Origin of the sequence: Kitasatospora sp. CMC57, assembly GCF_045866025.2 — a bacterium.
Classification (GTDB): Bacteria; Actinomycetota; Actinomycetes; order Streptomycetales; family Streptomycetaceae; genus Kitasatospora.
The window spans coordinates 237,976-250,098 of sequence record NZ_AP035881.2 but is presented as its reverse complement, the minus strand read 5'-3'; the positions used below and the strand labels follow the sequence as shown (position 1 = coordinate 250,098).

General features: G+C 70.7%; 10 protein-coding genes. 9 read left to right on the top strand and 1 reads right to left on the bottom strand.

The features are described from left to right. Positions 1-17 precede the first annotated feature (17 nt). The gene (locus ACKUU6_RS01130; RefSeq protein WP_407986451.1) at positions 18-407 is read right to left on the bottom strand and encodes a hypothetical protein; all 390 of its coding nucleotides are present in this window, start codon (positions 405-407) and stop codon (positions 18-20) included. Positions 408-632: 225 nt separating this feature from the next. On the opposite strand from ACKUU6_RS01130, the gene ACKUU6_RS01125 reads away from it, so the two are divergent. From ACKUU6_RS01125 to ACKUU6_RS01085, 9 genes are all read left to right on the top strand, one after another. Continuing rightward, positions 633-1,661, top strand: coding sequence for a LacI family DNA-binding transcriptional regulator (locus ACKUU6_RS01125; RefSeq protein WP_407986450.1), 1,029 nt, complete (start codon positions 633-635; stop codon positions 1,659-1,661). Between the two features lie 499 nt (positions 1,662-2,160). Further along, positions 2,161-3,147 carry an ABC transporter substrate-binding protein gene (locus ACKUU6_RS01120; RefSeq protein WP_407986449.1) on the top strand — a complete coding sequence of 329 codons (987 nt, stop codon included), beginning with the start codon at positions 2,161-2,163 and terminating at the stop codon, positions 3,145-3,147. Positions 3,148-3,215: 68 nt separating this feature from the next. Next, complete coding sequence (locus tag ACKUU6_RS01115) at positions 3,216-4,727, top strand: sugar ABC transporter ATP-binding protein (protein ID WP_407986448.1); 1,512 nt, start codon at positions 3,216-3,218, stop codon at positions 4,725-4,727. Continuing rightward, the gene (locus ACKUU6_RS01110; RefSeq protein WP_407986447.1) at positions 4,724-5,773 is read left to right on the top strand and encodes an ABC transporter permease; all 1,050 of its coding nucleotides are present in this window, start codon (positions 4,724-4,726) and stop codon (positions 5,771-5,773) included. The genes ACKUU6_RS01115 and ACKUU6_RS01110 overlap by 4 nt, the downstream gene beginning before the upstream one ends. Beyond that, positions 5,770-6,756, top strand: coding sequence for a galactofuranose ABC transporter, permease protein YjfF (yjfF, locus tag ACKUU6_RS01105; RefSeq protein WP_407986446.1), 987 nt, complete (start codon positions 5,770-5,772; stop codon positions 6,754-6,756). Before ACKUU6_RS01110 ends, yjfF begins: the two co-directional genes overlap by 4 nt. Positions 6,757-6,925: 169 nt before the next feature. Continuing rightward, positions 6,926-8,629, top strand: coding sequence for a ribulokinase (locus ACKUU6_RS01100; RefSeq protein WP_407986445.1), 1,704 nt, complete (start codon positions 6,926-6,928; stop codon positions 8,627-8,629). Beyond that, positions 8,626-9,306, top strand: a complete 681-nt coding sequence (locus tag ACKUU6_RS01095) for an L-ribulose-5-phosphate 4-epimerase (protein WP_407986444.1) — start codon at positions 8,626-8,628, stop codon at positions 9,304-9,306. Before ACKUU6_RS01100 ends, ACKUU6_RS01095 begins: the two co-directional genes overlap by 4 nt. Beyond that, complete coding sequence (gene araA, locus ACKUU6_RS01090; RefSeq protein ID WP_407986443.1) at positions 9,303-10,802, top strand: L-arabinose isomerase; 1,500 nt, start codon at positions 9,303-9,305, stop codon at positions 10,800-10,802. The genes ACKUU6_RS01095 and araA overlap by 4 nt, the downstream gene beginning before the upstream one ends. Before the next feature lie 74 nt (positions 10,803-10,876). After that, positions 10,877-11,947, top strand: a complete 1,071-nt coding sequence (locus ACKUU6_RS01085) for an aldose epimerase family protein (protein ID WP_407986442.1) — start codon at positions 10,877-10,879, stop codon at positions 11,945-11,947. Positions 11,948-12,123: the final 176 nt, after the last annotated feature.

The window sequence follows — 12,123 nt, the reverse complement described above, 5'->3', positions numbered from 1 at the left end:
CTCCGGCTCGCTCGGCGTCAGGTCCGGGCTTCCCATCCGGTCGCGCCGTGGTACCAGTACGGCGGACCGGCGAGGGAGCTGTGGGCGGCTCGGGCCTGACGGGCCGACCACGCCGCGCCACCGGCTCCGGCGGCGAAGGTGGCGAGGCCGACCAGGAAGACGACGGCGGCCGCCAGGTAGCCGAAGGAGAGCAGCAGTTCCCAGGTCAGAGCCTGTGCTGCGGTGACCAGCAGGAGCACGCCGATCCGTGCGGGCACGGTCAGCCGTGCCGTCAGCAGCCCGGTGACCAGACCGAACAGGACGGCGGGTCCCAGCGTGACGAGCAGCCCGAGGGCCAGCATGAAGAGCAGGGCGAAGATCACGGCGGGCGCTCCGGTCCATGGGACGGCAAGTGGTGACATCGCCATTCTGGCAGATGATTTGAACGTGTTCAAGACGGTGCTGCCGGGGCGCGTTCGAGGGGGCACGGACGTGCAAAGATGGCCGAACGGGGCATGATCACCCTGATCAGCGGTTCGGGGAGTGGAAATCCTGGCCCGCTGGTAGAGGTCCGCGGTGATCTCGTGCAGTGTGTGAGCGTGAACAACAAGTACGCTCTGCGGAACGCCATCAGGAAACCAAGGGGGCCGTTCGTGGGGACCGACAGTGCCGAGCTCCGGCAGCCGGTGATGGCGGACGTGGCGAAGCTCGCCGGGGTGTCGCACCAGACCGTCTCGCGGGTGCTCAACGGCGCGCCACACGTCCGCCCCGACACCCGGGACCGGGTGCTGGCAGCCATCCGGGAGTTGGACTACCGGCCGAACTCGGCCGCCCGGGCGCTGGTCACCAAGCGGTCCCAGACGCTCGGCGTGGTCAGCTTCGACAGCACGCTTTACGGTCCGGCCTCGATGCTGGACGGGATCGAGCAGGCCGCGCGCAGCGCCGGGTACTTCGTGAGCGTGGCGAGTCTGCGCTCGCTGGACAGCCGTTCGGTGCAGGAGGCGGTGGACCGGCTGCGTGACCAGGGCGTCGAGGGCGTGGTGGTGATCGCGCCGCAGATCTCGGCGGTCTCCGCGGTGGCCAGGCTGAACAGTTCGGTGCCGGTGGTCGCGGTCGGTTCGGGGAACCAGGCACGGGTGCCGATGGTCTCGGTGGACAACCAGGCGGGCGCCACGGCGGCGACCCAGCACCTGCTGGACCTCGGCCACGAGACCGTCCACCATCTGGGCGGTCCGACCGGCTGGCTGGAGAGCCAGGACCGGCAGGCCGGCTGGCGGCAGACGCTTGAGGCGGCCGGGGCCCGGGTCCCGCAGGTGTACAGCGGTGACTGGAGCGCCCGCTCGGGCTACCAGGCCGGGCTGCGGTTGGCCGAGGATCCGGAGGTCAGCGCGGTGTTCTGCGCGAACGACCACATGGCGCTCGGGCTGCTGCGGGCGATGCACGAGGCGGGCCGGTCGATCCCCGGCGACATCTCGGTGGTCGGCTTCGACGACATCCACGAGGCGGCGTACTTCACCCCGCCGCTGACCACCGTCCGACAGGACTTCGGCGAGCTGGGCCGCCGGGCGCTGGAGCTGCTGGTGGACGCGGTCGCGGGCGCCGGACAGGCTCGCGAGCACGCGCTGATCTCGGCGGAGCTGGTCCTGCGCCGCAGCAGCGGCCCGGCCCCGGCCCGCGCCTGAGCCTGCGCGAGAACGTCGCTCGCCGTTGGCAGCGCGAGAACGTCGCCCGCCGCTGAGCGTGCGCGAGAACTGACCCCTGGTCGGCCGCGCAGCGGCGCGCTCACGCCTGCCCTGGAGCCCGTGCCGGGTGGCCCTGACGCCTGCCTGCCGGGAGTCGGCACGGGAGTCGGGCAGTAGCCGCGCTGCGCCGACGCCTGCCCGGAGCGCGGCCCGCAGCCGCCCGTACGAGGCGCCATCCGCCGCCCCTGCCGGGAAGCGCCGACCGAAGATCCGGTAGACCGCCCGCCGCGAGCGAACGCCGCCCCCGGTCAAGATTCGGTAACTGACCGCCCAGCCCTTGCCCCGGCGAATTGTTAGCGTTAACAATCTCACTCAGACGAAACACTCCCGGCATCGCCCGTTCACCGCGGACGCCGCTCGGAGGACCCACCTTTCGTGCTCGGGTCGCGTATCGCCCCCGGTCGCATCCCGCAAGCCCCCACCCGAGAGGAACCCCCAAATGTCCAAGAGAGCTGCGGTGGCCCTGATCACCACCGCGATGGCCGTTGCCCTGACCGCCTGTGGTTCGGGCGGCGGTTCGGGTGACAAGGCGGGCGGCAGCGGCGACAAGGCGCTCACCGTCGGCTTCTCCCAGGTCGGCGCGGAGAGCGGCTGGCGCACCGCCAACACCAAGTCGGTCCAGGACGCGGCGAAGAAGGCCGGGATCACCCTCAAGTTCTCCGACGCTCAGCAGAAGCAGGAGAACCAGATCAAGGCGATCCGCTCGTTCATCCAGCAGAAGGTGGACGTCATCGCCTTCTCGCCGGTGGTCGAGTCCGGCTGGGACACGGTGCTCAAGGAGGCCAAGGACGCCAAGATCCCGGTCGTCCTGACGGACCGTGCCGTCGACTCCAAGGACGAGTCGCTGTACGCCACCTTCCTCGGCTCGGACTTCGTCGAGGAGGGCAAGAAGGCCGGCGACTGGCTGGTCAAGGAGTACCAGGGCAAGACCGACCCGGTGAACATCGTCGAGCTCCAGGGCACCACCGGTTCCGCCCCGGCGAACGACCGCAAGGCCGGCTTCGGTGACGTCATCAAGGGCGACGCGAAGTTCAAGGTGGTCGCCTCGCAGACCGGTGACTTCACCCGCGCCAAGGGCAAGGAGGTCATGCAGGCCTTCCTGAAGTCCCAGCCGAAGATCGACGTGCTGTACGCGCACAACGACGACATGGCGCTCGGCGCGATCCAGGCGATCGAGGAGGCCGGCAAGACGCCCGGCAAGGACATCAAGATCATCTCGGTGGACGGTGTCAAGGACGCCTTCACCGCGATGGCCGCCGGCAAGATCAACGTCGACGTCGAGTGCAACCCGCTCCTCGGTGACCAGCTGATGGACCTGATCAAGAAGGTCAAGAAGGGCGAGACCGTCGAGCGACGGATCAAGACCGTCGAGGGCGTCTTCACCATGGACCAGGCGGCCGCCGCGCTGCCGACCCGTCAGTACTGACCGAACACGGTGTGCGGGCGGCCGTCGGCGGACGGCCGCCCGCACGCCGACCACGAGAGGAGGAGCGGGTGCAAGCGCAACCGGTCCTGGAAGTACGGGGAATCCGTAAGGAGTTCCCCGGCGTGGTGGCACTGGACGGGGTCGACTTCCGGCTCTTCCCCGGTGAGGTGCACGCGCTGATGGGCGAGAACGGCGCGGGCAAGTCCACCCTGATCAAGGTGCTCACCGGCGTGTACGAGTCGGACGGCGGCCAGGTCACCCTGGCCGGGCAGACGGTACGGATCGGCGGTCCGCTGGAGGCCCAGCAGGCCGGCATCAGCACCGTCTACCAGGAGGTCAACCTCTGCCCGAACCTCTCGGTCGCGGAGAACATCTTCATCGGCCGCGAGCCGCGCCGCTTCGGCATGATCCACTGGTCCGAACTCCGGCGCCGGGCCGCCGCGTCGGTGGCCGCGCTCGACCTGGACATCGACGTCACCACCCCGCTGAACAGCCACTCGATCGCCGTCCAGCAGCTGGTCGCGATCGTCCGCGCGGTGGACGTGCAGGCCAAGGTACTGATCCTGGACGAGCCGACCTCCAGCCTGGACCGCGACGAGGTGCGCCAGCTCTTCACCGTGCTGCGCCGACTGCGCGACCAGGGCGTGGCGATCCTGTTCGTCTCCCACTTCCTGGACCAGATATACGAGATCTGCGACCGGCTGACCATCCTGCGCGGCGGCCGCCAGGAGGGCGAGTACCTCACCAGCGAGCTGAACCAGGGCCAGCTGGTCGCCCGGATGATCGGCGGCGAGCTGACCGGCCTGGCCGAGCTCGCCGACGCCGCCAGGACCGAGCCCACCGGCACCTCCTTCCTGCGCGCCGAGGGCCTCGGCCGCCGGGGCGCCGTGGAACCGTACGACCTGGCCATCCGGCCCGGTGAAGTGGTCGGTCTGGCGGGCCTGTTGGGCTCGGGACGGACCGAGGCGGCCCGACTGCTGTTCGGCGCCGACCAGAGCGACCAGGGCACCCTGAAGATCGACGGAACCGTCACCGCGCTGCGCAGCCCCCGGGCCGCGATCGGCCACGGGATCGCGTTCTGCTCGGAGAACCGCAAGACCGAGGGCCTGGTCGGGGAACTGACGGTCCGGGAGAACATCGTGCTGGCCCTGCAGGCCGCCCGGGGCTGGACCCGCCCGCTCTCCCGCTCGGCCCAGGACGAGCTGGCGATCCGCTGGATCCGCGCCCTCGACATCCGCCCGAACAACCCCGAGGCGCTGATCCGCAACCTCAGCGGCGGCAACCAGCAGAAGGTCCTGCTGGCCCGCTGGCTGATCACCGACCCCAAGCTGCTGATCCTGGACGAGCCGACCCGGGGCATCGACATCGGTGCCAAGACCGAGATCCAGAAACTGGTCGCCAAGCTGGCCGGTGACGGTATGTCGGTGCTGTTCATCTCCGCCGAGCTGGAGGAGGTGCTGCGCCTCAGCCACCGGGTCGGGGTGCTGCGCGACCACCGGCTGGTGGCCGAACTGCGCAACGACGGCACGCTCACCCCGGAGCGGATCATGGCGACCATCGCGAGCGGAGCCACCTCATGAAAATGGTGACCAAGCACCGCCTGTTCTGGCCCGCCGCAGTGCTGATCGCGCTGCTGCTCGCCAACCTGGCGTTCACCCCCGACTTCTTCGCCATCCGGGTCAGGGATGGCCACCTGTACGGCAGCCTGATCGACATCCTGCACTTCGGCTCGCCGCTGATCCTGGTCGCGCTGGGCATGACGCTGGTGATCGCCACCGGCGGGATCGACCTCTCGGTCGGCTCCACCGTGGCCATCGCCGCGGCGCTGGCCTGCCTGCACATCAGTGACTCCGCCGACCCGGGCAGCGTCGGTACGGTGCTGACGGCGGTGGCCATCGCGCTCGGCGTGGCGCTGGTGCTCGGCGCTGCGAACGGCGTCCTGGTGGCCAGGGTCGGGGTACAACCGATCATCGCCACCCTGATCCTGATGGTCGCCGGGCGCGGTGTGGCCCAGCTCATCACGGACGGTCAGATCATCACCGTCACCAGCGAGCCGTTCAAGTTGATCGGCGGCGGCTACTGGCTCACCGTGCCGTTCTCGATCCTGCTGGCGGCCGTGGTCGTGCTGTTCGCCTCGATGCTCACCCGGCGCACCGCACTCGGGATGCTGCTCGAGTCGGTCGGCGGCAACCCGGTGGCCAGCCGGCTGGTCGGCATCCGGGCGGCCGGGCTGATCGGTCTGGTCTACGTGGTGAGCGCGCTCTGCGCCGCACTGGCCGGGCTGATGATCAGCTCCAACGTCTCGGCGGCCGACGGCAACAACGCCGGACTCTGGATCGAGCTGGACGCCATCCTCGCGGTGGTGATCGGCGGCACCTCGCTCAACGGCGGGCGGTTCTCGCTCGGCGGCACGGTGCTCGGTGCACTGGTGATCCAGACCCTGTCCACCACCGTCTACACCATCGGCATCCCGCCGGAGACCACGCTGGTCTTCAAGGCCGTCGTGGTGATCACCGTCTGTCTGGTCCAGTCGCCGGTGTTCCGCGCCAAGGCCGCCCGCCGCAGGTCCGGCGCGCGGCACGGCAGCCGGCCGGTGGCGTCGAAGAAGCTGGAGGTCGGCGCATGAGCACCGACACCGTCCTGTCGAGGTTGGGCCGGCACGGCCGGAGCCAGATCCCGATGCTGGTCACCTCCGTCCTGCTGGTGGTGATGTTCGCGGCGGGCTCGGTGAGCTACGACGGCTTCCTCTCCGGCCAGGTGCTGCTGAACCTGCTGATCGACAACGCCTTCCTGCTGGTGGTCGCGGTCGGCATGACCTTCGTGATCCTGACCGGCGGCATCGACCTCTCGGTCGGCGCGATGGTCGCGCTGTCCACCATGCTCTCCGCCTGGCTGGTCCAACTGCACGGCTGGCCGCCGCTGTTGGTGATCCCGCTGGTGCTGGCGGTCGGCACCGGGGCGGGTCTGGCGATGGGCTGGGTGATCCACACCTTCGAGATCCAGCCGTTCATCGTCACGCTGGCCGGCATGTTCCTGGCCCGTGGCCTCTGCTACACCATCAGCATCGACTCGATCTCGATCACCGACCCGACGTACACGTCGATGGCCCAGACCAGGATCCCGCTGGGTGACCTGTTCATCTCGCCGAGCGTGCTGGTCGCGCTGCTGGCGGTCGGGGTGGCCTTCGTGGTGCTGCACTACACCCGGTTCGGCCGGAACGTGTACGCGCTCGGCGGCAGTGAGCAGTCCTCGGTGCTGATGGGTCTCCCGGTCTCCCGGACCAAGATCGGCGTCTACGGCGTGAGCGGCTTCTGCTCGGCGCTGGGCGGCGTGCTGATGACCTTCTACATGCTCTCCGGCTACGGACTCCACGCGGTGGGCCTGGAGCTGGACGCGATCGCCGCGGTGGTGATCGGCGGCACGCTGCTCACCGGTGGCTCCGGCTACCTGCTCGGCACCGTGCTGGGAGTGCTCGTGCTCGGTCTGATCCAGACCGTGATCAGCTTCCAGGGCACGCTCAGCTCGTGGTGGACCCGGATCGTGATCGGCGCCCTGCTGTTCGTCTTCATCCTGCTGCAGCGGCTGCTGACCTCGCGTCGACGAAGCTGACCGTCACCCCACGCTCCGCCCGCTGGACCGGCCCACCCGCTTCGGTCGCCCAGCCGCGCGGCCCCGTTCCCAGGAGCTTCCCCGGAACGGCGGACCGGCCGCCGGGCCCGCACCGTCGCGGACCCGCCCGGCGGCCGGCACCAGACCCACTCTCAAGAAGGACGTGAACGTGCCACCGACACCCGAGACCTCAGAGCGCTACGTCGTCGGCGTCGACTTCGGAACCCTCTCCGGCCGCGCCGTCGTGGTGCGAGTCAGTGACGGAGAGGAGCTCGGCACCGGCGTCCACGAGTACCCGCACGGTGTGATCGAGACCCGACTGCCCGGCACCGACGCCCTGCTGCCGCCCGACTGGGCGCTCCAGCACCCCGAGGACTGGCGTCAGGTACTGCGTACCGCCGTCCCCGCCGCGCTGGCGGCGAGCGGCGTCGACCCGGCTGCCGTGATCGGCATCGCCACCGACTTCACCGCCTGCACCGTGCTTCCCGTACGGGCCGACGGCACCCCGCTGGCCGAGACCGAGCTCGCCGAACACCCGCACGCCTGGCCGAAGTTGTGGAAGCACCACGCCGCCCAGGGGCAGGCTGACCGGATCAACGAGCTGGCCCACCAGCGCGGTGAGAAGTGGATCGGCCGGTACGGCGGCAAGATCTCCGCCGAGTGGCAGTTCGCCAAGGCCCTCCAGCTGCTGGAGGAGGACCCGACGGTCTACGCCGCCACCGAGCGTTGGATCGAGGCCGCGGACTGGATCATCTGGGAGCTCACCGGCGCCGAGAGCCGCAACACCTGCACGGCCGGCTACAAGGGCATCTTCCAGGACGGCAGTTACCCCTCCGAGGAGTACCTCGCCGCCCTGCACCCCGACTTCGCCGACTTCGCCCGCACCCGGCTGGAGCACCCGCTCGCCCAGCTCGGCTCCCGGGTCGGCTCGCTGACCGCCGAGGCCGCCGCCTGGACCGGCCTGCCCGAGGGCATCGCGGTCGCCGCGGGCAACGTGGACGCCCACGTGGCCGCCCCCGCCGCGCAGGCCGTCGAGAACGGCCAGCTGCTCGCCATCATGGGCACTTCCACCTGCCACGTGGTCAACGGCGCAGCCCTGGCCGACGTCCCCGGCATCTGCGGTGTGGTCGAGGGCGGCATCGTCCAGGGTGCCTACGGCTACGAGGCCGGGCAGAGCGCCGTGGGCGACATCTTCGCCTGGTGGCTGCGGCAGGGTCTGCCCGCCGACTACCTGGCCGAGGCCGAGGCGGCCGGCGAGGACGCCCACCAGCTGCTCACCCGCAAGGCCGCCGGCCAGCCGGTCGGCGGGCACGGACTGGTCGCGCTGGACTGGCTGAACGGCAACCGCTCCACTCTGGTCGACCACCACCTCTCCGGCGTGATCGTCGGCCTCACCCTGGCCACCCGCCCCGAGGACGTCTACCGCGCGCTGCTCGAGTCCACCGCCTTCGGCACCCGCACCATCGTCGAGGCGCTGGAGCAGGGCGGCGTCCCGGTCACCGAGTTCATCGTCACCGGCGGTCTGAAGAAGAACGCCCTGCTGATGCAGATCTACGCCGACGTGCTGCGCCGCCCGGTCTCGCTGGCCGCATCCGCCCAGGGCCCGGCCCTCGGCTCGGCGATCCACGCCGCCGTCGCCGCCGGGGCCCACCCCGACGTCCGGACCGCCGCCGCCGCGATGGGCCGGGTCGAGCGCGCCGCGTACCTGCCCGACCCCGAGCGGGCCGACGCCTACGACGCGCTGTACGCCGAGTACGCCGAACTGCACCGGCACTTCGGCACCGCCGCCGACAAGCAGCTGCACCGGCTGCGCCGCATCCGCAACACCGCCCTGACGGCCCAGGCCGCGACCCGGAACAGCGAGGAATCATGACCGACCCGATCGAGCTGCTGCGCCGTCAGGTCAGCGACCTGCACCAGGAGCTGGTCCGCTACCAGCTGGTGGTCTGGACGGCCGGCAACGTCTCCGCCCGGATCCCGGGCCAGGACCTGATGGTGATCAAGCCCAGCGGCGTCGCGTATGACGAACTGACACCCGAGAACATGATCCTCTGCGACCTCGACGGCAACGTGGTCGAGGGTGAGCACAGCCCGTCCTCCGACACCGCGGCGCACGCCTACGTCTACCGGCACATGCCCGAGGTCGGCGGCGTGGTGCACACCCACTCCACGTACGCCTGCGCCTGGGCCGCCCGGGGCGAGGCCGTGCCGTGCGTGCTGACCGCGATGGCCGACGAGTTCGGCGCCGAGATCCCGATCGGCCCGTTCGCCCTGATCGGGGACGACTCGATCGGGCGCGGCATCGTGGACACCCTGGGCGGGCACCGCTCGCCGGCCGTGCTGATGAAGAGCCACGGCGTCTTCACCATCGGCAAGGACGCCAAGTCCGCCGTCAAGGCCGCCGTGATGTGCGAGGACGTCGCTCGCACGGTGCACATCTCCCGCCAGCTCGGCGAGCCGCTGCCGATCGCGCAGAGCGACATCGACAGCCTCAACTTCCGCTACCAGAACGTGTACGGCCAGCAGCCCGTTAAGGAGACCCACGCATGAAGTCCACCGAGGTCCGTGAGGTCTGGTTCCTGACCGGCAGCCAGGGTCTGTACGGCGAGGAGACGCTCCGTCAGGTCGCGGCGCAGTCCCAGCAGATCGCCGAGAGCCTGGGCGGCTCGCTGCCCGTCAAGGTGGTCTGGAAGCCCGTCCTGACCGACGCGGGCGCGATCCGCCGGGTCTGCCTGGAGGCCAACGCGGCGGACGACTGCATCGGCCTGATCGCCTGGATGCACACCTTCTCGCCGGCCAAGATGTGGATCGCCGGACTGGACGCGCTGCGCAAGCCGCTGCTCCACCTGCACACCCAGGCCAACGTCGAACTGCCTTGGGGCACCATCGACATGGACTTCATGAACCTGAACCAGGCCGCCCACGGCGACCGCGAGTTCGGCTACATCCAGTCCCGGATCGGCGTCACCCGCAAGACCGTCGCCGGTCACGTCAGCGACCCCTCGGTGGCCGTCCGGATCGCCTCCTGGGCCCGCGCCGCGGCCGGCCGCGCCGAGCTCACCTCGCTCAAGCTGGCCCGCTTCGGCGACAACATGCGCGACGTCGCGGTGACCGAGGGCGACAAGGTCGAGGCCCAGCTCCGGTTCGGCGTCTCGGTCAACACCTACGGCGTCAACGACCTGGTCGAGGTGGTCGACTCGACCGGCGACGCCGAGATCACCGAGCTGGTCAAGGAGTACGAGGAGCTGTACCGGCTCGCCCCCGAGCTGCGGCTGGGCGGCGAGCGGCACGACTCGCTGCGCTACGCCGCCCGGATCGAGCTCGGCCTGCGCGGCTTCCTGGTGGAGGGCGGCTTCAAGGCCTTCACCACCAACTTCGAGGACCTCGGCGGACTGCGCCAGCTCCCCGGCCTGGCCGTGCAGCGGCTGATGGCCGACGGGTACGGCTTCGGCGGCGAGGGGGACTGGAAGACGTCCGTCCTGCTGCGCACCCTCAAGGTGATGGCGCAGGGCCTGTCCGGCGGCACCTCCTTCATGGAGGACTACACCTACCACCTCGAGCCCGGACGGGAGTTGATCCTCGGCGCGCACATGCTGGAGGTCTGCCCGAGCATCGCCTCCGCCACCCCGTCCTGCGAGATCCACCCGCTGGGCATCGGCGGCCGCGAGGACCCGGTCCGGCTGGTCTTCGACGCCGAGCCCGGCCCCGCCGTGGTGGTCGGTCTGGCGGACATGGGCGACCGGTTCCGGCTGGTGGCCAACGAGATCGACGTGGTCGAGCCCGCCGCCCCGCTGCCCAGCCTCCCGGTGGCCCGCGCGGTCTGGCAGCCCCGGCCGGACTTCCGGACCTCCGCCGAGGCCTGGCTGGCCGCCGGCGCCCCGCACCACACCGTGCTCAGCAGTGCGCTCGGCGCGGAGGAGCTGGACGACCTGGCCGAGATGCTCTCGACCGAGCTGGTCCTGATCGACGCCGACACGACGATCCGTCAGCTCACCAAGGAGCTGCGTTGGAACCAGGCCTACCACCGCCTGGCGCAGGGTTTCTAGTCCTAACGAGTCCCTGGGGCGGCGTCCGAACCGGGCGTCGCCCCATCCGTCTTGAGTGAACGGAGCACCGTGCGATGACCGGTGACCTGACCATCCAGCACCACCACGCGGGCGAACTGCCGGACGGCCGGGCGGTCGACCGCTGGGTCTTCGGTACGGCGGGCAGCGTCACGGCCGAGGTGCTCAGCCTCGGTGCCCGCCTCCAGTCGCTGCACGCGCCGGACCGGGACGGACGCCGGGCCAACGTGGTGCTCGGTGGCACCTCGACCGGCGACCTGCTCGGCGAGGCCGCGTACTTCGGCGCCACCGTGGGCCGCTACGGCAACCGGATCGCGGGCGGCCAACTGCCGCTCGACGGCACGGTGCACCGGCTCGCCGCCCAGCCGAACGGCCACACCCTGCACGGCGGGCCCGACGGCTTCGCCACCAGGGTGTGGAACGGTACGGAGGTGCGGGACGGCGACCGGGTGGGTGTCCGCCTGGAGCTGCACAGCCCGGACGGCGACCAGGGCTTCCCCGGCGCGGTGGACGTGTCCGTGACGTACCTGCTGGACCGTGCGGGCGAGTTGACGATCTCGTACGAGGGGGTCACCGACGCCCCGACGGTGGTGAACCTGACCAACCACGCCTACTTCAACCTCGGTGGCGAGGGCAGCGGGATGGTGCTGGACCACCTGCTCCAGGTGGCCGCGGACCAGTACCTGCCGGTGGACCGGGAGTTGATCCCGTTCGGCCCGCCGGAGCCGGTCGTGGACACGCCGTTCGACCTCACCGCGCCGACCGGTCTGGGCGGGCGGGTCTCGGCGGCACACCCGCAGATCTGGCTGGCAGGGGACGGGTACGACCACAACTGGGTGCTCAGGCCCGGCGAGGGCCTCCGGCAGGCGGCCACCCTGCTGCACCCCGGCAGCGGCCGGCGGCTGGACTGCCTGACCACCGAGCCCGGGCTGCAGGTCTACACCGGCAACCACTTCGACGGCCGCCTCACCGGCCCGGGCGGCAGCCCCTACCGCCGGTACGCCGGGATCGCGCTGGAGACCCAGCACTTCCCGGACTCGCCGCACTTCCCCGACTACCCCTCCACCGTCCTGCGTCCGGGGGAGCGGTACCGGTCGACCACGGTCTACCGGCTGTCGGTGGAGTGATCCGAACGAGATCGTCGGGGGCCTTGACCCTCGTTCTGTGAGCGTTAACATTCTCGACACGCGGCCGATACGAACGGCGGGGTGTCGGCGGTATCCACGAGCCCCAGTGCCGAACCGCCGCCCCCGCCGTGCCGTTGAACGGCCGCACCTTCGCCGGTGCCCGCGGGGACGCCACC

Coding starts and splice junctions, on each gene's coding strand:
- ACKUU6_RS01130 (WP_407986451.1), bottom strand. CDS start 407: ATGGCGATGTCACCACTTGCCGTCCCATGGACCGGAGCGCCCGCCGTG.
- yjfF (WP_407986446.1), top strand. CDS start 5,770: ATGAGCACCGACACCGTCCTGTCGAGGTTGGGCCGGCACGGCCGGAGC.
- ACKUU6_RS01095 (WP_407986444.1), top strand. CDS start 8,626: ATGACCGACCCGATCGAGCTGCTGCGCCGTCAGGTCAGCGACCTGCAC.
- araA (WP_407986443.1), top strand. CDS start 9,303: ATGAAGTCCACCGAGGTCCGTGAGGTCTGGTTCCTGACCGGCAGCCAG.
- ACKUU6_RS01120 (WP_407986449.1), top strand. CDS start 2,161: ATGTCCAAGAGAGCTGCGGTGGCCCTGATCACCACCGCGATGGCCGTT.
- ACKUU6_RS01110 (WP_407986447.1), top strand. CDS start 4,724: ATGAAAATGGTGACCAAGCACCGCCTGTTCTGGCCCGCCGCAGTGCTG.
- ACKUU6_RS01085 (WP_407986442.1), top strand. CDS start 10,877: ATGACCGGTGACCTGACCATCCAGCACCACCACGCGGGCGAACTGCCG.